This window comes from uncultured Oscillibacter sp. (assembly GCF_900544955.1).
Lineage (GTDB): Bacteria > Bacillota > Clostridia > Oscillospirales > Oscillospiraceae > Oscillibacter.
The window spans coordinates 107629-128994 of the sequence record NZ_UQXD01000001.1 but is presented as its reverse complement, the minus strand read 5'-3'; the positions used below and the strand labels follow the sequence as shown (position 1 = coordinate 128994).

Here is a 21366-nt window from a genome sequence, read left to right as displayed (position 1 = left end):
CCCTTTTTGATGCCCTCACTTGTCGAAGGAGGGGTTCACGAAATAGACGTTTTTCTCGTTCATCTTGTCCTTGGCCAGCCGCAGACCTTCGCCGAAGCGCTGGAAGTGCACCACTTCCCGGGCCCGCAGGAACTTGATGACGTCGTTGACGTCGGGATCGTCACTCAGCCGCAGGATGTTGTCGTAGGTGACCCGGGCCTTCTGCTCGGCCGCCAGGTCCTCGGTGAGATCGGCGATCAGATCGCCCTTCACCGCCATACTGGCGGCGCTCCAGGGGAAGCCGGAGGCGGAGGTGGGATACACGCCTGCAGTACGGTCCACGAAATAGGTGTCGAAGCCCGCGGTTTTGATCTGGTCCTCGGTGAGGTTCCGGGTGAGTTGGTGGACGATGGTCCCCACCATCTCCAGGTGTCCCAGTTCCTCAGTGCCTGTTGTGGAAGCTCCATGCACCCACGAACGTGAAAGTCTTGTGGGACAAGCGGTGCGGGGTTCTAAAAACCCTGATTTTGCGACAGTGCAAATGACGGGATGGCTGTGCGGATTGGATTTGGAGTACCGCGTCCATGGCTGGGACAGGCGGTATCATGTGAATGTGCTGGCGGCGCTCCCGATGGGAGGTGAGGGGCTGTGAACGAGTTTGTACAGTACCTGCCGCCCGGTGTGCTGACGCCCTTTGAACAGCATCCGTTTCAAGTGCGGGAGGATGGGGCGTTCAAGGAACTGACGGAGAGCGTCCGCTCCTACGGCGTATTGTCGCCCCTGCTGGCTCGCCCGAACGGGGAGGGTACGAGTTGGTTAGCGGCCACCGGCGGCGTCTGGCGGCGCTGAAACTGGGATTGGAGACCGTTCCCGTGCTGGTGCGGGAAATGACGGATGATGAGGCGGTGGTGCTGATGGTGGACAGCAATTTGCAGCGGGAGAATCTACTGCCCAGCGAGAAAGCATTTGCGTATAAGATGAAGCTGAAGGCGCTGAAGCATCAGGGGAGGGCGACTTCTACCCAACTCTGGCAGAAGCTATCTGTCGAATTGGTTGGTGAGCAAGCAAATGAAAGCAGGTCACAAATTCAACATTATATTCGCCTCACCAACCTCGTCAAACCCCTGCTACAGATGGTGGACGATGGCCGTATCGCTTTCTCTCCGGCTGTAGAGTTATCTTACTTGATACATGCGGAACAGGCAGAGCTTTAGAGCCTTATTCAACAAGAGGATGCCACACCGTCCCTGTCGCAGGCCATCCGCATGAAGCAGCTTTCCCGGATGGTCAAGCTAACACCGGAGGTGCAGTTTGCCATCCTGACTGAGGAGAAGCCAAACCAGAAAACACAGGTGCGGTTGCAGACGGAGCGCCTGCAAAAGTATTTCCCGAGGAATTACTCCCCGCAACAGATGGAGCAGGCGATCTTAAAGCTGTTGGAGGAGCGCTACCGCAAAAAGCAACGGGAGCAGGGACGGTAATTTCGTATACTGGTGCTATACAGTCACCACCCTTACAATAGAGCAAAAGGAGGGAAGGGCTATGAATTATCAATTCATCCGCGAATTATACTACGGCAACCTCACGCCCAATGACCAAAATGTGCCTCATGATTCTGACATTGGTAAGGCTTGCAAAGCTTTCTGTAAAGCTGAGGCAGCTCTATTTGCGGCATTGCAGAATGAGTCGGAAAAGGACACACTGGAAATGCTTCTGCGTACCCATGGAGAAATTGTCAGAATCTCGAAACGGGATGGATTTTGCAGTGGCTTTCGCTTGGGCGCACTGGCAATTTTGGATATCCTGTGTGGATCAGAATAAAGGAGAACGCATCATGGAATCTTCTTACGAGCAAAACGGTATTTGCTACATTCTAATCGGCGATTATTAGTACCCAGATTTGCTGCCGGACCCGGATGAGGAGACCGAGGCGATCAATCGATTGGTCAGGCAGATGGCGGAGCGTTTGGGTGTCAACGAGGAGCTGAAAGCGCGATATCCGATACAATGGGCGCTTTGTCTTTTATCGAATTCCCAAAGGCCTAATCACAGATAAACATTTTGAACACTTAAAGTGTGAGGCGAAATTACTTAACGGTTTAATGCTGGACAGGATGGAACTTTCCCTTCAAAACAATTGGCTGGATGGGCAGAATCGGGTCTTCATTTACTATACCATTGAGAGCATTATGGAGGATTTGCACTGTGGGCACGGCTCTCGGAGTTGGAAGCTTATGGTTTGCTCCAGCGCGAGCGATAGGGGCAAGGGAGGCCGGATCCAGAGGCGATGAAGGGGCTAGGGCGTGCTGCGTATTTGCGAATGCTTCTGTTGGAATCGTGGCATCGCGAGGCGCTGGATGAGTCCAAAAGGCTGAAATGGAATTGATTTTTGCTTCGGCCCGGTGGAGAATATTCGGCACGGCCGAATGTTCTTGCAAGCATAGCATTTTGTCACTAAAACGCGCTTTTTAGGGAGTTCCCTAAGACCCCAAACACGAAAGTACCGAGGGCTATGAAGTCAGGGAAGCCCCGACAAAGGAGTGGGTGGAGCTGATCCACCTGCTCTCAGGCATGGCGAATAATCTGAACCAAATTGCGAGGATGTCATATATAAAAGGCGAGGTTCATGACTGGGAGGCGATTAGGGAGATAAGCCATTTTATTTTAGAATTGTTCAAAAGCGTAAAGACAGATAGTTTTGTACAGATTAAAACGGCTACATCATGGAACGATAACATAAAAGTGTAGAAGTCTGAGGACTTTTGGTAGTTCTAATGTAAATCAACAATTCTTGACTTTTACAGACTTAGGAGAGTGTCCCGACAAGTATGTAAATGGAATAATGCTTCAATTTATTGACAATGCTAAATATACTTTTACCTGTATGCTGGATAAGGCAATGCGGAGTGCGACCTGAGCGGCACGCGGGGTTTTGTGGGGCGGCGGATTTTTTAGGAATCCGCCGATCTTTTTTTGCCGCTCCGGAAAATAAAGGCGATAAACTCCAGGGGTGCAGGGGTAGAGCCCCTGGAAATCGACGTTGTTTTTTCCGGATTATTTCCCAAGCGACCTTACCCTGCAAGACTCAGCCGCTCATCAAAAAACGTCATTAGTTGCCCTATTATCATGCCCTAATCCCGAATGGGTATGCTTCATTTTTGGAGATTTCCTGAATGGACAAAAACACCGATTTCCGCACCGCATCATCAGTGGGATAGATGGTTTTGGTCTTGGTATATTTGCGCAGCATTCGGTGGAAGCTCTCTACTGCATTGGTGGTGTAAATCAGCGTCTGAACCTCCTGTGGGTACTTAAAATAGGTGGACAGCTCCGTCCAGTTAGCATTCCAGGACTTGAGAATTTGGGGATATTTCTTACCCAAGGTCTCCCAAAATTCCTCCAAGGTCAGGGCGCCATAGACCAACTTCAGGTCAGCCATGACCTCCTTAATATCCTTATAGGGCACATATTTGGTGAATAATGCAAAGCTGTTGCTCTGTTTTGGGGAAAACTGTCTCGATTGTCGTAGAAAAACCTCTTAAATTATCTAAATTGTCACGGCAGGCAATCAAAATATCCTGTACACCACGGTTGCGCAGTTCGTTGCAGACCGTCGTCCAGAAGCTGACACTTTCATTTTCCGACATCCACAGCCCCAGAATTTCTTTCCGTCCATCCATGTTAATGCCCAAAACCGAGTACAGGCACTTGTTCGTGACCCGTGCATCTTTACGCACCTTGAACACAATGCCGTCTAGAAACACGATAGGGTGCACCACATCCAGAGGGCGGCTCTGCCACTCCGCTACCGCGGGGAGAATCTTATCAGTAATTCGGCTGATGAGACTGGCCTAGGCCTCTGCACCGTAGATGTCCCGCAGATGATCTTCAATATCCCGGTTACTCATGCCCTTGGCGTACATGGTCAAGATCCTGTGCTCCAGATCGTCGCTGCGCGTCTGACGCTTCTCCAGAACCTGTGGCTCAAAGCTGCCGTTGCGATCTCGAGGAACGCAGATTTCCGTCTCACCCAGCTCCGCTTTTACCGTCTTTTTTCCGTATCCATTGAGACTGTTTCCAGCATTTGCTCCCTACTGGCGGGTCAGACGGATTAGAGACTTCGTACTATTCGTCATTAAATACGATGTATTTAACTTCTCCTGACATCACATAGGAAAACGTAGTTTTTCCATTGTTGATGCTGAAATTGTAAGCAGCCCCACCCTCACAATCACCCGGAGAATTACCTTCTTCAAAAGTGTTATGCTCCAGAGAAAGGCCCATGACCCACGACTTAAAATCTCCAATTTTGTCTTGCTCAAGTTTCCACTCTGTTACTTCAGCTGCGTACGCATAACTAATATCAACCTGCTCAATACCATCTGTTCGCTAACAATGGAAGTATCATCCTGCAATAATAAAGATGAACATTATGGATAGGAATAATACAATCCATCGGCTATTTTTCATTTTATGTGCCATCCTAGTAATTTTTAGATGCATATTAATAATAGACGAAAAAGCCCAGTAAAGTTTCATATACTTCCCAAATATTATATATTTTTATTCTATCATCCAAAACAGTTGTTTTCAATAATTATAAAGCAACATATTTATTTCACTTTATTGCAATACCAAATTAAAAGAGGATGCTCAAAAATTTAGTCCAAAGCATCCTTTTTCTATTTGGGCTTATTGGGTCTGGCTTTTGGTGAAATCGGCAAAGTTTTTTCTATCAACACTTATCTAATCTAAAAAAGAGACTCTCAGACTTAGTTCTTGATGAAAATGCAAACAGGTGCTATAATAAATAAAAATTCAACTTTCTAAATCTTGCAAGGAAGTTATAGCCATTCTTCTTAGCGTTAATAGTTTCAATTTACAGGTTGGAAAAATGGCTGGATGCCTGTCTTCAGTTGAATAGGCCGTTCAGCAGCGCCTGGATATCCTCCGTGCTACTGCATTCTTCCGATGGTAAGCTTACCAATTCCTTTGCTCGTTCTGTGTTCATCTTCTAAATCTCCTTTTACTTGTCGTGGAGATTATTCCCAGTTTACACAGTTTCGTAGACAGTCTCAGACTTAGTTCTTGATGAAAATGCAAACAGGTGCTATAATAAATAAAATTTCAACTTTTTAAATCTTGCAAGGAGGTTATAGCCATTCTTCTTAGCGTTATAGTTTCAATTTACAGGGTAGAAAAATGGCTGGATGCCTGTCTTCAGTCTCTGCTCAACTGCAATTTACAGGATTGCGAAATTTTGCTTTCTTTAAAAAACAGCCAGGATCCTTGTTATCCGATTTGTTTTGGCTATCAAACGCAGTATGACTGCGTCAGCCTTCTGTTTCAAAACGGAACCGGCTTGTCCAACGCCAGAAACTGCGGACTGCAGCAGGCAAAGGGCGACTATCTGCTTTTCGTGGACGGTGACGATTTTGTGGACAGTGGGCAGTTCTCTGTGCTTTTGGAACAGCTGCGGGATGGGACGCTGGATGGAGACGTCGTTGTAACGGATTTTTTCCGCTTTGTGTGTTCGTCCAGTACCGCAGAGCCTGTCTTTCAAATTGGGGAGCAGACAAAGCCGCAAAGGGGAATGGAGTTTTTCCCCACGATGCTGCGTCGCAGGCAGGCATTTTGGAATGTATGGCGCTGCCTGTACAAAAGGACTTTTCTTGAGGAACACCAGCTGTACTTTAAAGAGAATCTTCTCTGCGAAGACATCGAATTCACAACGCGGGTGCTCTTGAGCAATCCTGCTGTCATGTTTATCCATTGTCCCTATTATTACTATCGGATCGGGCGTGAAAATTCTCTGATGGCTCGCCCGTCCTTTGCCAGATTGCAGAACACCATCTGGGCATTGGAGCAGAGCATTGCGCGAATGCGGCAATCGGAATTTCCCTATGCCAACGCGGTAATTGCCCAATACCAGTATGAGTATCTCCTGAATACTGCGATGATTTTTGAAGTGGAGCGTGACGCTCGACCGCGGGCAGCCGCTCTTTTTTCCCAATATCGCCTTGTCATGGCAGACAGTCAGGATCCTCTGATCAATGGGATGCGAAAGGCGATTTCGATACTGGGAATCCATTGCATCGGCATGGCATTGCACACGGTAAAACAAGGGCGGAGAAAGCTTCGATAACAAGGAGAAAGAGACATGATTATCACAAGAACCCCTTTTCGCATCAGCTTTGCAGGTGGTGGTAGCGACCTCCCCGCGTTTTATCAGCGGCACGAGGGATGCGTCCTATCCACCTCCATCAATCAATATATGCACATCGTTATCCACCCCACCTTTCACCGCAATGAAACAGTGGTGAAATACAACAAGACAGAAATCGTCACGGATGTCCGTCAGATTCACCACCCCATTGCCCGCCAGCTGCTCCTTGACCATGGAATCAGTGGAGTGGAAATTGTCAGCACGGCGGATATCCCCTCGGGGACGGGGCTTTCCACGTCCAGCGCCTACACCGTGGGGCTGATCCATGCCCTCTATGCGTTCCAAGGGAAGTTTTGCGCTCAAGAGCGGATAGCCAAGGAGGCTTGCGAACTGGAAATTGATAAGTTGGGTGAGCCGATCGGCAAGCAGGATCAATATGGAACAGCGGTCGGCGGCTTAAAATTCATTCGCTTTAAGCCAGACGGAAGCGTTGAGGTGGAGCCTTTGACCATCTCTACAGAGGTCTCTCACCAGCTGGATGAGAGTCTGTTGCTGTTTTATACGGGGCTGACCCATTCTGCCGGCGAGATCCTGAAAGAACAGAATGCAAATACCGTGAGCGATGATGCAAAATTTCTAAATTTAGTCAGAATGACAGAGCTTGCTTACGAGATGCGTCAATCGCTGGCAACAGCGGATCTGGACGGGTTTGGACAAATCCTGAATGAGAACTGGCTTTTGAAACGTCAGCTGGCCAGTGGTATTTCCAATCCCACTGTGGAGCACTATTATCAGCTGGCCATGGACAGCGGCGCCTTGGGTGGAAAGCTATTGGGTGCAGGCGGCGGCGGCTTTTTGCTGTTTTACTGCCCTAAGCAAAAACAGGCGCGGCTTCGTAGTGTACTTAGCGATTTGGTCGAGCTGCCGTTCCATATGGAGGGCAGCGGCACCAAGGTGATTTATGTAGGCGAAAAAAACTGGGATTGAGAGGATAGGACATGAACGTGTTGGTAGCCGGCGGAGCCGGATTTATTGGCAGTAATTTGGTGGACGCCCTGTTGGCCGAGGGGCATGATGTGGCGTGCATTGATAACTATTTCATTGGTACCAAAGATAATATCGCGCACCTAAAGGGAAATTCCCACTTTCATATGTACGAGGAGGATTTGACGAATTTCTCTGCCATAGACGAAATTTTTGCCAAGGAAAAGATTGATTTTGTCTTCCATATGGCAGCCAACTCGGACATTCAGGCCAGCGCCAAAAGTCCCAAAGTGGAATACGACAACACCTATACTACTACTTTCAATGTGCTGGAGTGTATGCGGCTACATGGCGTGAAGCAGCTCTTTTTCTGTTCTACCAGCGCTGTTTACGGGGATGCGCTGGGAGCAGAGGTGGATGAGAATTATTCTCCCATGCGTCCTATCTCCTATTACGGCGGTTGCAAGCTGGGCTGTGAGGGGCTGATCAGTGCCTTTACTTACATGAACAATTTCCATACGCTGATGTTCCGTTTCCCCAATGTCATCGGCCAGCGATTGACCCATGGCGTCATTTATGATTTTGTCAGGAAGTTAAAAAACAACCCCCACGAATTAGAAATTCTGGGGGATGGAACCCAGAGCAAGCCCTACCTTCATGTCAATGACCTGGTTTCCTGCATTATGCGATTCAAGGATGCGCTGCCCGAGGGAATTACCCTGTTCAACGTGGGGGATGAAACTGCCAGCAGCGTCACGCGGATTGCGGAAATTGTGGTGGAGAAAATGGGTCTGAAGCAGGTTAAATTCTGTTATACCGGTGGCCGTGGCGGCTGGAAGGGCGATGTCCCTGTGTTCCACTACAATTTGGACAAAATTCATGCAACAGGCTGGAAAGCAAGCATGACCAGCGATGAAGCTGTGGCAAAAACGGTCGAGGCGGTGCTGTAATGCAGGCCGTGATTATGGCAGGGGGCAAGGGAACCAGACTTCTTGCCCTCACAAAGGATGAAATTCCAAAGCCGATGGCTCCCGTCAACGGGAAGCCGATCTTGCATTGGCAAATTGAGCAACTGAAAGAGCATGGCATGGATTCCATCATTCTTGTGGTGGGGCACCTTGGTCATAAAATTAAGGAATATTTTCAAGATGGCGCCGCCTTTGGCGTGAAGATTTCCTATGTAGAGGAGCAGGAGCCTTTGGGCACGGCGGGGGCACTGTCTCTGTTGCCCCCCTTACTGACGGGCGAAGACTTCTTCTTGATTTTCGGCGACGTCCTGTTTCAGATGGATTTACAGCGAATGAAAGCCTTCCATCAAGAGCATCAGTCCATTGCCACATTGGCTGTGCACCCAAACGGACATCCCTATGATTCCGATCTGGTGGTCTGTGAACGAGATGGCCGCATTACAGCTTTTGACTCCAAGCACAATGTGCGAAACGATTGGTACCGCAACTGTGTCAATGCCGGGCTGTATCTCCTGAATCGGAGCCTGTGCGAAAGCATTCCACCTCACCAGAAAACGGACTTGGAAAAAGAGGTGTTGTCGCCCCTGATTGCACAGGGCGGTGCAGTCTATGGCTATCCGACCTCGGAGTATATCAAGGATGTTGGGACGCCGGAGCGAATTGCACGAGCAGAGGAGGAACTGAGCTGCGGTTTTGCCGCACAGCGCTGCTTGACAAAACCGCAAAAGGCCATTTTCCTCGATCGGGACGGGACGGTCAATCGAAAGAACGGACTTGTCTATCAGCCGGAGCAGTTTGAACTGGAAGACGGGGCGGTTGATGCCATCCGCGCCATCAATCAATCGGGTTATCTTGCAATTTTAATTACCAACCAGCCGGTTGTGGCCCGGGGACTTTGCAGTGTGGAGGACGTGGAAAAGATCCATCAAAAGCTGGAAACGCTGCTGGGGCAGGAAGGGGTTTATCTGGACGGCATTTTCTTCTGCCCGCATCATCCAGACAAGGGCTATCCCGAGGAAAATCCCGCCTATAAAATTTCATGCCACTGCCGAAAGCCTGATATTGGCATGATTGAACAGGCAAAAGCGCAATTCCACATTGACCTTTCCCAATCCTGGATGGTGGGCGACTCCACGGTGGATCTTCAGACCGGGAAAAATGCCGGCGTGCATACGGCACTGGTTTTGACCGGAGACGCAGGCAATGACGGAAAATACGAACGAAGTTCTACACTTTGCGCTTCGAATCTGAAAGAGGCTGTGGAGGCCATTCTTGCAAAAACAGAAAGAGGGGAAACGAGTGAATTATCAGTCTGAAATCCAACAGTATTTGGAATTAGAAGCAGAAACGCTGCGCAAGCTGGATGTCAATGCCATTAACGAGGCTTTAAATCTGTTGCATACCACCATGGAACAGGGGAACACCGTCTATTGCTTTGGAAACGGCGGAAGCTCTGCAACTGCCTCCCATTTTCAAAATGACTTCAACAAAGGCGTCTCCGAACATACGGAAAAAAAGTTCAACTTTTGCTGCTTGAACGATAATATTGCTACCCTGATGGCCGTGGCCAACGATATCGGCTTTGAAGAGGTCTTTCGTTTCCAGCTGCAAGGGCATCTCAAGCCCGGCGATGTAATTTTGGCAATTTCCGGAAGCGGCAACTCGGCCAATGTTCTGCGGGCGGTGGAGTATGCCAAGGCGCAGGGCAACCAAATCATTGGGTTGACCGGTTTTGGCGGCGGCAAACTGAGGGAGCTGTCGGATGTATCCCTCCATGTTCCTATCCAAAGCATGCAGATAACCGAGGATGTGCATATGGTTTTTGATCATTTGATGATGAGCATTTTCTACAAAAGTCTCTGCGGAATTGACCACCTAAAGAGATAAGAAAAGATGGGAGAAAGTATACAAGGGACACCACGGACTTCCCGAATTGAATACATTGATATTGCGCGGGGATTGGCAATTCTACTGGTCGTTATTGGTCATAATTTAGAAAATAGCATGTTAGGCTTTAAGGTAATATATAGTTTTCACGTGCCTGCTTTTTTTTTCTTGTCCGGCATTGTATTCAGACCTGAAAAATACAAATCGGGCATCGAAATTATTAAGGATAAAGCTAAACGCCTTCTTCATCCGTATTTCTTGTTTGGATTTATAACGATGATGGTCTATTGTACATTTAGAGAAAGTAGCATCAATGCATTAAAATGTCTGCTTTTTGCAAATCGATACCAGATGATGGAGGTCCCATTTAATGTTCCAATGTGGTTTATCCCATGTTTATTTTTAGTATTGATAGAATTTTATTGGATTCAAAAATATATTCCACAAAAATTGAGTTTCGTAATATTTTTAGGTTGTTCTCTTCTGGGCTATCGTACAATCACGCAGCCGATCTTGCCATGGACATTGGATTCATCCTTATATTATCTGCTGTTTTTTTCACTTGGTCACTTTTCAAAAAAATATATTGACCTATGCAAACATAAATATTGCATTTTACTTTCATTCATAGTTTTTCTGTCGCAGTTCATTTTATATACAAATGTGCAAATTCCTTATTTGCTAAAATATTTAATAGAGACTGTCTGTGCAATGAGTGGAACAGTTTTATTAGTTGCCTTTTCACAGTATATCTTGTTCTCTAAAATATTTGCTGCAATTTTAAAAAGGCCATTAGAGTATTTAGGTAACAATTCCTTGTTAATTCTAATACTGCATACTCCTATAAGAGACTGGATTGTTGGAATTCTTATTTGGGGAATTAGCGGGCAGTTTTATTGTGGGTACGGAATCAGGAGCATCAATGTGATCCTGAGTCTTTTAATCTGCATTCCATTTATAGAAGCAATAAACAAGTTCTTTCCCAGTATGTTGGGAAAACAGCAAGTTGAGCAAAGAATGGATAAGGAGATCAAATGAAAGGGATTATTTTAGCAGGGGGAGCGGGAACGCGGCTCTATCCGTTGACGATGGTAACCAGCAAGCAGCTGTTGCCGGTATATGATAAACCTATGATTTATTATCCGCTATCCACGCTGATGATGGCAGGCATTCAGGATATCCTGATCATCTCCACACCTCAGGATTTGCCTAATTTCCAGCGTTTACTGGGGGAGGGGGACCAGTACGGCATTCATCTGAGCTATCAGGTGCAGCCCTCGCCCGACGGACTGGCGCAGGCATTTGTTTTGGGCGAGGAGTTTATCGGCGATGATTGCGCCGCAATGATTTTAGGGGACAATATCTTTTATGGCAACGGACTAGGCAAAGCGCTGAACTCTGCCAAGGAACGTGCCGAGGCCGGGCGTGCCACTATTTTCGGCTATTACGTCAATGACCCACAGCGCTTTGGTATTGTAGAATTTGACAAAAACGGAAAGGTTCTCTCTGTGGAGGAGAAACCTGAACACCCGAAAAGCAATTACTGCATTACCGGTCTCTATTTCTACCCAAGGGGCATTAGCGCCGTGGCAAAGCAAGTCAAACCCTCCGCCCGCGGAGAACTGGAAATTACATCTGTAAATGATTTGTACTTAAAGCAGGAATTGTTGGATGTAACGCTTCTGGGAAGAGGCTATGCGTGGCTGGATACCGGCACCATGGACTCTCTGGTAGAGGCTTCTGACTTTGTCCGCACCATTGAGACAAGACAGAGCAGCCAAATTTCCGCGCTGGAGGAAATCGCATACACCAAAGGCTGGATCGACCGAGATACCCTGTTGCTTTCTGCACAGCGATATGGAAAGTCCCCTTACGGACAGCATCTGAAAAATGTAGCAGAAGGGAAGATCATTTACTGATATGACAGTTGGAAACTTTACATTTACCCAAACAGAGATTCAAGATCTCTGGATGATTGAGCCGAAATGTTTCGGCGATTCCCGGGGTTATTTTATGGAGACTTATCAGCAGGAGGCCTTTGAAAAAGCGGGCTTGCAGTACCAGTTCGTGCAGGACAATCAGTCCAGTTCTCGCAAGGGCGTTTTGCGGGGACTGCATTTTCAAAAAACATATCCGCAGGCAAAGCTGGTTCGCGTTCTCAGCGGAGAGGTTTTTGATGTGGCTGTGGACCTGCGAAAGGGCAGTAGCACCTATGGAAAATGGGTCGGTGCACTTCTCTCGGGAGAAAATAAAAAACAGCTGATGATTCCCCGTGGGTTTGCCCACGGATTTTTGGTAGTCAGCGACTATGCGGAATTTGCCTATAAATGTGATGCGTTCTATCATCCCGAGGATGAGAGCGGGATCTTCTATCGCGATGAAGAGATTGGAGTTTGCTGGCCTGAGGTAGGTGCGCTGATCTTGAGTGAAAAAGATCAGCGGAATCCCACCTTCAGCCAGGCAAAGATTTCATTTTAAGGAGAAAAGCAATGACAGTATTGGTAACAGGCGGCGCCGGCTTTATTGGCTCTAACTTCATTTTTTATATGCAGGCCGCGCACCCGGAGGACAGAGTGGTCTGCGTGGACAAACTCACCTACGCCGGAAACTTAAGCACTCTGGTGCCTGTCATGAAGCAAGACAATTTCCGCTTTGTGAAGATGGATATTTGCGATGAAGCCGGGATTGACGCGCTTTTTGCAGAGGAATCTCCTGATGTGGTCATCAATTTTGCCGCGGAAAGTCATGTGGATCGCTCCATTGAAGCGCCCACCGTCTTTCTGCAGACCAATATTATGGGCACTGCGAACCTGCTCAATGCCAGCCGCAAGCACCACGTTCAACGCTTTCATCAGGTTTCCACCGATGAAGTTTACGGGGATTTGCCCTTAGACCGTCCGGATTTGCTGTTTACAGAGGAAACCCCTATCCACACCAGCAGTCCGTACAGCAGTTCTAAGGCGTCTGCAGATTTACTGGTGCTTGCCTATCACCGCACCTACGGAATGCCTGTCAGCATTTCCCGCTGTTCCAATAACTATGGGCCCTATCATTTCCCCGAAAAACTGATCCCGCTGATGATTGCCAACGCGCTCAACGATAAGCCGCTTCCCGTATATGGAAACGGCCTGAATGTGCGGGACTGGCTCTATGTGGAGGATCATTGCCGCGCAATTGACCTAATCGTCCGCAAGGGCAGAGAGGGCGAAGTGTATAATGTGGGTGGGCACAATGAAATGAGTAACATTGAAATTGTCCGCCTGATCTGCCATGCCTTGGACAAACCGGAAAGCCTCATCACCTATGTGGGCGACCGCAAGGGACATGATCTGCGCTATGCCATTGACGCTTCCAAGCTCGAGAAAGAGCTGGGCTGGAAGCCGGAGACCATGTTCACACAGGGGATTGAAAAGACCATCCAATGGTATTTGACTCATCGGGAGTGGTGGGAAACCATTTTGTCCGGCGAATATCAGAATTATTACGAAAGAATGTACTCCAACCGCTGAGGAAGGAGGCGGAGAAGACCATGGGGAAAGCAAGACAGGTGGCAAAGAATAGTTATCTTCAGCTTAGAAAATATGCTCCCGGATTGATGGACGGACTATGCGCCGTTTGGAAGAAGATCGAAGGCCCCCGAGAGAGTCTGGGGGATATGGAGGATTTTGTTCGTCAAGTTAGAGCAAATCATGCCGCCATTCAAGTGGCAGAAAGTTATGCTTCTGTGATGAATCGAAAACCGAGCAGGGAAGCCGACCTTTGCCATTTAGACATTGCGTTTCTGGTTCCCGAGCCAATTCGGGGCAGCGGCGGACATCGGAACATCTACCGTGCAGTCAGCCAGCTTCGTGCCTTTGGTCATCACCTCACCGTTTATTATATGCAGACGCAGCGGCCTGCTGCAAAGGTGAAACAGCAGGTGAGTGCGTGGTTTTACGACATGGGTGACATCCCCTTCCTCTGCTACGAGGGAGAGCTGGGTTATCACGATGTGGTCGTGGCCACTTGGTGGGAAACCGTATACCTCATTGAGGAAAACCGGGAAAAGGTGCGGTATCCCTTCTATTTCACTCAGGACTTTGAAGCGTATTTCTACCCCATGTCCACCGACTATATTTTGGCGGAAAACACCTACCGAATGGGCTATCCCTGCATTTGCTCCGGTCCGTGGATGTCCACCCTCATTCGGGAGAAATACCACGGCAACGCCGCGCATTTTCAATTTCCTGTGGATCGTTCCATTTACCACACCAAGGTGCCACGCACGAAGAAAAACTCCAATGTGGTTTTTTTCGCAAAGCCGGATATGCCCAGACGGTGCTACGCGCTGGGCATTCAGGCGCTTAAGGAATTTCATACTCTTAGACCCGAGGTCGAAATCATTCTCTTTGGTTCCGAACGGATAGAGGGGAAGAACCTGCCTTTTCCTGCTACGGTGAAAAAACTGCTCCCTACCTTAGATGATTTGGCGGATTTATACCGAAATGCAGATCTGGGTATGGTTTTTTCCACCACCAACCCCAGTTTGGTGCCTTATGAGATGCTCTCCTGCGACTGTCCGGTGGTTGATTTAGATTTGGAGTTTGCCGAAGCAAAGTATGGCAATTCCAGAGAAAATGTATTTCTGCTCTCGCCCATTCCCGAGCAGATGGGAAAGCAAATGGCAGCGCTTTTTGACACGCCGCAAGAATTAAGGGACTGCGCTGCCCGGGGCAAAGCGTGGGTTGCAGATGAATTCCCCAGCGAAGAGGAGATGGCACGCCGAGTCGAGGAACTAATCCTCAGAAATATAAAGGGGCAGGCAAAACAATGAAGGCACAGGAGGCACTGAAGGCGCTTCTGCGAGGAGTAGATGTCTGCCTGCAGACCGTTCTCCCCGCGAAGTGGTTCAGCACTCTGTTTCCCTGCGGCGGAGTGTACAATACGGTAAAGAAAAAATTTGTCCGCAGGCAAAGCCGCATTCTGATTCGCAGCCCGCTGTATGATTGCCCCCAACAGGCGCCCCGGTATCAGGTGGCGTATTTTAACGGCTGCCCCGATGGCGGTCGGTCAGAACGCTATCGCGTGTATGACCAGGTGGATTTTCTCACAAGGCAGGGCATTTTGGCAGATATTTATTCCTATGGAACCTTGAAAGAATTGCTGGCTGCCCCGTTTTACGATTTGCTGGTGGTCTTTCGCGCCAATAATGGGGTGGAGCCACAAATGAAGGCGCTGCTGGCTTCTTATAAAGAAAGAGCGATTCCCATTATCTATGATGTAGACGATAATTTGCTGGAACGATGCACCGATGAAGAACGGAAAATGGTTGCTACAACCATACAATGGTGTGATGCAATGACGGTTTCCACGTCCTATTTGGCAGAAATGTACCGCAAGGCGTTTGGAAAAAAATGCGATGTCATTCCCATCACCATTAGTAACGTGCAATATGAGGCCGCGCAAAGTCTGAGGGAAAAAAGGAAACTGCCCCGCCACAGGGAGACGGTTTGTATTTCCTATCTCAGCGGAAGTAATTCCCACGACGCGGATTTTCGTGAGGTCTCTCCCGCTCTGGAGCGGATCCTCTCGCGGCATCCCGAAGTACGCTTGATTGTGGTGGGGCCGTTGACGCTGCCCAGAGAATTAGAGCCGTATTCCAAGCAAATTGTTCGCAAAGACTATATGCCGCCGCTGGACTTATTGGCGCTTACTGCTGAAATGGACATCAATTTAGCTCCCTTGACACTGGATTCCTTTAATCAGGGAAAAGGGGAGACAAAAATCACCGAAGCGGCGCTGGTGGAAGTGGTCACCGTTGCCTCTCCCATTCAGTCCTATCGGGAATTGATTCACCATGGGGTCAACGGGTTTATCGCCTCTACAAGCCAAGAGTGGGGAGAAATTTTGGAACAGCTTGTAGTTGACGGTGCTTTGCGCCAAAAAACAGGGCAAAAAGCCTACGAGGATTTTGTCCCAAGCCATTATCTGGAGACAGTGGGACAAAGGTTAATTGTGCTGCATCAGAAACTGCAGAGGAACGAATTACGGGAGGAGCGCTGAAACATGCGAATCGTCGTAACCGGAGCAAATGGATATGTAGGCCCTTGGGTGACCAAGGCGCTGTTAGCGCAGGGGCATGCCGTCATTGGGATTGGCAGACATACGCCGCCCGTCCTTCCAAACGGATTAGAATGGAAAACCATAGATCTTCTGCACAGCACTCCGGAAGAATTGGCCTCACTGGGAACGCCGGATGCCGTCATTCATCTTGCCTGGCAGGACGGCTTTCGCCACAACGAGTCCTCGCATCTGGACAATCTGCCTGTGCATTACCATCTCCTTGAGGAGTTTGCCAAAATGGGTTGTTCCAACATCACCGCCATGGGAACCATGCATGAGATTGGCTATTATGAGGGGTGTGTGGACGAGAACACCCCTTGCCATCCCCATTCTTTGTACGGCGTAGCCAAGAATGCGCTGCGCGAGGCGTTTTTTCTTCTGGAACACCAATATTACTTTCAGGCGAAGTGGTTGCGTGCCTATTATATTTTAGGGGATGACGAGAAAAATCAATCCATTTTCACAAAGATTATGCAGTGGGAAAAAGAGGGCAAAGCCACATTTCCCTTTACCTCCGGAACCAACCAATATGATTTTATCTCTGTGGAGCAGCTGGGAAAGCAAATTGCGCAGGCCGCGCTGCAGAATGAAGTTACCGGTATCATCAATGTATGCAGCGGAAAGCCTGTGGCATTGAAAGATCAGGTCGCCGCATTTTTGGAAGAGCATCACTATTCCATTCGTCCGGAATATGGGAAATTCCCGGATCGCGCCTATGATTCTCCGGTCATTTGGGGAGACGCCACCAAAATCCATAAAATTATGATGATGTAAAGGACAGAGATAGACGATGAAACGGCTGGCAATTTATTTTTTCTATGACGGCGAGGGGATTGTGGACGACTACGTTCCCTATTTTCTAAGAGGGCTGCAAGAAGTGCAGATCGAGACTCTTTTTGTGGTGAACGGCAAACTGACTGAGGCGGGGCGAGAGAAAGTAACCCCCTATGTAACAGAGATTCTGATTCGTGAAAATATTGGTTTTGACGTATGGGCGTATAAAGAGGGCATGGAGCATCTGGGATACGATGCCATTCGCACCTATGATGAGATTGTTTTGCTCAATCATACCAATTTTGGCCCGATATTTCCCCTGTCCGAACTGTTCGGGGAGATGGAACAACGGAATCTGGACTTCTGGGGAATTACCAAATCATTAGGAAACGGGCAGGACATCCCACCTCACATTCAATCCCATTTTATCGCGGTCAGAGGAAAGATGCTACAAAGCAAGGAATTTGAGGTATACTGGAACAACTGCCCTCAAATCCGCACCTTTGAAGACGCCTTGTATCAGCACGAGTTCGTTTTTACCAAGCACTTTGAAAAATTGGGTTACCGCTGGGACGTCTATACGGATATTAGGGAATTTGAAGGTAATATTGCCAACCCGCTTTTGGTCTATCCCCTTTATTGCGTAAAAAACAAACGCTGCCCCATTATAAAGCGGAAAAGTTTCTTTTTGGAGGATAATTGGCTGTACCAGTCCTACCTGTACGGGAAAATGCCGCAGCTGATGGAGTACCTGCAGCAGGAAACCAACTATGACGTGGGGCTGATCTGGCAGAATATGCTTCGCACGCAGAGTATGCGCACACTGATGAAAACCCTGAGCTTGTATGCTGTCAATGCAGGCGCCCCAGCTTCCCATCATCAGAAGGTCGCCTTGGTAGTGGATGTGGTGGAGACCGATAATCTGAGCGCACTGCGTCCCTATCTGATGCTGCCTCAGGTTGCGCTCTTTTTCCGCTGCGGACAGGAGCGAGACAGGAAAGAGGTCCTGCGTGTATTTGGGTCAGAGAATCCCACCTTACTCTCCAAGCAAACGTCCCTCCCTGCCATTTGGCAGCAGCACGAGGCGCTGACCGATTACGATATAGTGGGCTATGTTGAAACCAGTCATTTGCCCGGTGATTTGTCCGATGCCTTTCGCCTGTATCGCATAGAGGACTTTGACAATATGCTGGAAAATTCCGCATATGTGAATGGTGCTTTCCAGACGTTTTCAAAACAGCCGCAATTGGGGATGCTGGTTTGTGGTGTCCAGCGGACAGATATTCACTTGGTCTATGCCTGGCACTATTTTTTCACCCAATTTCAGGAATTTTGCCAGGACGAAGGGGTGCGCGGTCCATCTGATCATCTCGAACTTCCTGCCTATTACAACACTGATTTTTGTTGGATCAGAGGATGTATGCTCCCTCATTTGTGGGCGCATACGGCACATTTGGAATCGCAGGGCTTTGGCCCGGAACTGATAAAGCTTTTTGCCGTTGAGGTTTTGCGCACAGCAGGCTGTTTTACTGAGCACCAGATATCTCAGTGCCAGCTCACATCTACATGGAATATCGATGACCAGAGGGAGATACAACGATTGGATCAAATCTTTCATATGCAGGGGTGTGAAGCGTTGACAGAAGACAAAAAATCTTTTCCACGCCGCATTCTCAATCGCTTCCCACGGCTGAAAGCGTTTTTAAAGCCAATTTATCATCGTCTGCGTGGGATTCATCCCGAGGCGGAGATTGCGGCGCAGCCGGCGGAGCACATCGCCTCTGTCAAAGCAGCCACAAAAGAGGCAACGACTGTCCAACAGCAGTCTTCCCAATTGGTTGCACTGAATGAGCAGTGGAATTCCGAGGTCTTTTCTGCCCAGCGCAGTGAAACGGTGGATGCCAATCATTTACATATTGCGTTTTTGGTGCCGAAGCCCATTAAGGGCGGTGGCGGCCACCGCAATATCTATCGTGCCGTTCGATTTCTGGCGGAGTACGGCCATCAAGTGGACGTCTATCATGCGGATTGTCAGGATGAGTTGGGTCCAGTGACCAAGCAGCGTATCAGCGAGTGGTTCTATCCCATGCAGGAAAACATTCGGTTTCTTTCTTATGAAGGAGAAATTGGAAACTGTGATGTGTGTATTGCATGCTGGTGGGAGCTGGCCTATGAGCTGAAGAAAAACCTGAGCAAGGTTCTTTTCCCGTTCTATTTGGTGCAGGACTATGAAGCTGCCTTCTATCCCATGAGTTCCAGTGCATTGATGGCAGAAAACTCTTATAAAATGGGATTTTCCCATATTTGCTCCGGCCGGTGGTGCAAGGAGTTTTTAGAGGCAAAGTATCATGCCGAGGCGGCCTATTTTACCTTTCCTGTGGATCATAAAATCTACAACACCAGCAAGCCGCGAACCAAAACCAATCAAAATATTATTTTCTTTGCTAAACCTGAAATGCCCCGCCGCTGCTATGAGTTGGGTATTCGTGCGTTGGCCATCGTCAAGGAACGCCGCCCGGACATTGAAATTATCCTTTACGGCTCCAATCAGATTAGTTGGATCCCTTGCGATGTGACAATGAAAGGCGTGCTCCCCACCATTGAGGACTTGGCGGATCTGTATCGAAATGCGGATCTGGGCGTGGTCTTCTCCACGACCAACCCCAGCCTGGTACCCTATGAGATGATGCTCTGCGGCTGTCCTGTGGTCGATGTGGAGATGGAGCAGGCCATTATGAAATACGGTAATGATGAGGGCAATGTCTTTTTGTTTGATACCCAACCGGATGTTATGGCAGATCAAATTCTGGGTATTATAGATGACAGCGAGCTACTGAAAAAGAAAGCGCTGGCTGGCAAAGCATGGGTAACGGAAACTTTCCCCACAGAGGAAGAAATGGGACATATTGTGGAAGGCTTTATCAAGAATAAAGTTTCTACTGGGAATATGACACCTGATTTTCCGCAAATCTGATACCCTGTTTTTTTAAGGAGAACACGCTTATGCAGGACAACGAAAACCAAAAGTCAACATCAATTGCCAGAAGGATTCTGCACTATCCTTATCAGGTCTATCGATCAATTCTTCTTGCCCTCTTTCGGCCATTGGTCAAGGAAAACGAGAAACTGCTTGAAAAGGCTGTTGTGGAAAGAGAGCGGTTTCAGACGTTTTGGCAGGCAAGCTTTTCAGAAATGAGCACTGCTTTCCAAATGGAGCAGCAGGAACTGGGGGAGAGTCTGTCGCAGCTGCAGTCAGCCCTTTCGGCAATGCGAAGTCAGAGCGGGCAGGAACATCAGGAAATGACGGAGGTCCTGTCGCAGCTGCAGTCAGCTCTTTCGGCAATGCGAAGCCAGAGCGGGCAGGAACAGCAGGAACTGACGGAGAGCCTGTCGCAGCTGCAGTCAGCCCTTTCGGCAATGCGAAGTCAGAGCGGGCAGGAACATCAGGAAATGACGGAGGTCCTGTCGCAGCTGCAGTCAGCTCTTTCGGCAATGCGAAGTCAGAGCAGGCAGGAACTGACGGAGAGCCTGTCGCAGCTGCAAAATACGCTCTCCACAGTGCAGGGCCAGATTCTCAAGGAAGTCGGCTGGAATCGGGATGCGGTTTACGAAGTGCGGGATGAAAACCGAATTCACGCAACTACCTTGCAAAAACAGCAAGAGCAGGATATTGCGCTCAATGAAGGTTATCGCAATGAAATCCACCGCCACATCGATTTTACTTACCGAGATCTGATGACGCTCTTGCGGGGAAAAGACGGGGTCTGGTCCAAGGAGGTTTCTTTGGAAACAGACTATCCCATTGCCTATGAGAGCAACGATACCATCAGTCCTCATGGGACCATTCGGGATAATACGCGCTATCCCCGCTTTGTGTTCCGCTGTGAGCAGATATTTGCCCAAAAGGAGCACCTGAATTTCTTGGATTTAGGCTGTTCCGGTGGCGGCATGGTGCTGGAGGCATTGCTGCGAGGGCACTACGCACTGGGACTTGAGGGCTGTGACGAATCCTTGCGTCAACAAAGAGCGGAATGGCGTCTTATTCCGGAGCACCTAAAGACCTGTGATATCTCAAAGCCGTTTTTCGTGAAGGAGAAGAATACCAACACACCGGTGCTCTTTGATGTGGTCACCGCATGGGAGGTTTTGGAACATATTGCGGAAACAGACTTGCCGCAATTGATTAAGAACATCTATCATGCCATGGAAATGGGTGGTATCTTTGTGGCAACCGTAGCAGCCAAAACAGACATCGACCCTGTCACCGGGCGAGACTGGCACCAAACGATTAAACCGTTTGTCTGGTGGAAAGACCTCTTTGAAGCCAACGGCTTTACGCTGGAAAACGAACAGTTTACGATTTATGACTTGGCTCGAGGCGTGTATAATCCACCTCATTGCTATGAACAGCCTTATGACGTAAGCAAAGCGAATTTCGAGGAGGATTTCTATCTGGTGGCTCGCAAAATAGGAGAAAATCCGGCTAAAGAGGATGGAGAATAAGGC

General features: G+C 48.6%; 20 protein-coding genes and 1 pseudogene. 19 read left to right on the top strand and 2 right to left on the bottom strand.

Features of this window, described 5'->3' with window-relative positions:
- Nucleotides 1-15 precede the first annotated feature (15 nt).
- Nucleotides 16-450 carry a manganese catalase family protein gene (locus QZS21_RS00660; protein WP_295578985.1) on the bottom strand — a complete coding sequence of 145 codons (435 nt, stop codon included), beginning with the start codon at nt 448-450 and terminating at the stop codon, nt 16-18.
- 177 nt (nt 451-627) lie between these two features.
- Between QZS21_RS00660 and QZS21_RS00655 the strand changes: the two genes are divergently transcribed.
- The 5 genes from QZS21_RS00655 to QZS21_RS11630 all read left to right on the top strand — a co-directional run bounded on the left by QZS21_RS00655 (nt 628) and on the right by QZS21_RS11630 (nt 2270).
- Nucleotides 628-828, top strand: coding sequence for a hypothetical protein (locus tag QZS21_RS00655; RefSeq protein ID WP_295578983.1), 201 nt, complete (start codon nt 628-630; stop codon nt 826-828).
- Complete coding sequence (locus QZS21_RS00650) at nt 792-1193, top strand: ParB N-terminal domain-containing protein (RefSeq protein ID WP_295578981.1); 402 nt, start codon at nt 792-794, stop codon at nt 1191-1193. Before QZS21_RS00655 ends, QZS21_RS00650 begins: the two co-directional genes overlap by 37 nt.
- 51 nt (nt 1194-1244) lie before the next feature.
- Nucleotides 1245-1460, top strand: a complete 216-nt coding sequence (locus QZS21_RS00645) for a hypothetical protein (protein ID WP_295578979.1) — start codon at nt 1245-1247, stop codon at nt 1458-1460.
- Nucleotides 1461-1521: 61 nt separating this feature from the next.
- Nucleotides 1522-1800 (top strand): DUF6809 family protein, encoded by a 279-nt coding sequence (locus QZS21_RS00640; protein WP_295578977.1) that lies wholly within the window; start codon nt 1522-1524, stop codon nt 1798-1800.
- A 176-nt stretch (nt 1801-1976) separates the two neighbouring features.
- Complete coding sequence (locus tag QZS21_RS11630) at nt 1977-2270, top strand: replication initiator protein A (protein WP_366557562.1); 294 nt, start codon at nt 1977-1979, stop codon at nt 2268-2270.
- An 840-nt stretch (nt 2271-3110) separates the two neighbouring features.
- On the opposite strand, the pseudogene QZS21_RS00635 reads toward QZS21_RS11630, so the two are convergent.
- Nucleotides 3111-4070, bottom strand: a pseudogene (locus tag QZS21_RS00635) (IS256 family transposase); the annotation flags it as partial.
- Between the two features lie 1028 nt (nt 4071-5098).
- Between QZS21_RS00635 and QZS21_RS00630 the strand changes: the two are divergent.
- From QZS21_RS00630 to QZS21_RS00565, 14 genes are read left to right on the top strand one after another with little or no spacing between them, the layout of a single operon-like run.
- A complete protein-coding gene (locus QZS21_RS00630; RefSeq protein ID WP_308588630.1) occupies nt 5099-6124 on the top strand; it encodes a glycosyltransferase in 1026 nt (341 codons plus the stop codon).
- Between the two features lie 15 nt (nt 6125-6139).
- A complete protein-coding gene (locus tag QZS21_RS00625) occupies nt 6140-7132 on the top strand; it encodes a GHMP kinase (protein WP_295578975.1) in 993 nt (330 codons plus the stop codon).
- Nucleotides 7133-7143: 11 nt separating this feature from the next.
- Nucleotides 7144-8079 carry an NAD-dependent epimerase/dehydratase family protein gene (locus tag QZS21_RS00620; RefSeq protein WP_295578973.1) on the top strand — a complete coding sequence of 312 codons (936 nt, stop codon included), beginning with the start codon at nt 7144-7146 and terminating at the stop codon, nt 8077-8079.
- A complete protein-coding gene (locus QZS21_RS00615) occupies nt 8079-9413 on the top strand; it encodes an HAD-IIIA family hydrolase (RefSeq protein ID WP_295578971.1) in 1335 nt (444 codons plus the stop codon). The genes QZS21_RS00620 and QZS21_RS00615 overlap by 1 nt, the downstream gene beginning before the upstream one ends.
- A complete protein-coding gene (locus QZS21_RS00610; protein ID WP_295578969.1) occupies nt 9397-9984 on the top strand; it encodes an SIS domain-containing protein in 588 nt (195 codons plus the stop codon). Before QZS21_RS00615 ends, QZS21_RS00610 begins: the two co-directional genes overlap by 17 nt.
- 6 nt (nt 9985-9990) lie before the next feature.
- Entirely contained in the window at nt 9991-11022 is a 1032-nt protein-coding gene (locus tag QZS21_RS00605; RefSeq protein WP_295578966.1) for an acyltransferase family protein, read from the top strand.
- A complete protein-coding gene (rfbA, locus tag QZS21_RS00600; RefSeq protein WP_295578963.1) occupies nt 11019-11903 on the top strand; it encodes a glucose-1-phosphate thymidylyltransferase RfbA in 885 nt (294 codons plus the stop codon). The genes QZS21_RS00605 and rfbA overlap by 4 nt, the downstream gene beginning before the upstream one ends.
- A gap of 1 nt (nt 11904) precedes the next feature.
- The gene (gene rfbC, locus QZS21_RS00595) at nt 11905-12462 is read left to right on the top strand and encodes a dTDP-4-dehydrorhamnose 3,5-epimerase (protein ID WP_295578961.1); all 558 of its coding nucleotides are present in this window, start codon (nt 11905-11907) and stop codon (nt 12460-12462) included.
- Nucleotides 12463-12473: 11 nt separating this feature from the next.
- On the top strand, nt 12474-13493 hold the full coding sequence (gene rfbB / locus QZS21_RS00590) for a dTDP-glucose 4,6-dehydratase (RefSeq protein ID WP_295578959.1): 1020 nt from the start codon (nt 12474-12476) through the stop codon (nt 13491-13493).
- A 20-nt stretch (nt 13494-13513) separates the two neighbouring features.
- Nucleotides 13514-14797, top strand: a complete 1284-nt coding sequence (locus tag QZS21_RS00585) for a hypothetical protein (RefSeq protein ID WP_295578957.1) — start codon at nt 13514-13516, stop codon at nt 14795-14797.
- Entirely contained in the window at nt 14794-16026 is a 1233-nt protein-coding gene (locus tag QZS21_RS00580; RefSeq protein ID WP_295578955.1) for a glycosyltransferase family 4 protein, read from the top strand. Before QZS21_RS00585 ends, QZS21_RS00580 begins: the two co-directional genes overlap by 4 nt.
- 3 nt (nt 16027-16029) lie before the next feature.
- Nucleotides 16030-16860, top strand: coding sequence for an NAD(P)-dependent oxidoreductase (locus tag QZS21_RS00575; protein WP_295578952.1), 831 nt, complete (start codon nt 16030-16032; stop codon nt 16858-16860).
- Between the two features lie 16 nt (nt 16861-16876).
- The gene (locus QZS21_RS00570) at nt 16877-19834 is read left to right on the top strand and encodes a rhamnan synthesis F family protein (RefSeq protein WP_295578950.1); all 2958 of its coding nucleotides are present in this window, start codon (nt 16877-16879) and stop codon (nt 19832-19834) included.
- Between the two features lie 29 nt (nt 19835-19863).
- Complete coding sequence (locus tag QZS21_RS00565; protein WP_295578948.1) at nt 19864-21363, top strand: methyltransferase domain-containing protein; 1500 nt, start codon at nt 19864-19866, stop codon at nt 21361-21363.
- Nucleotides 21364-21366 lie beyond the last annotated feature (3 nt).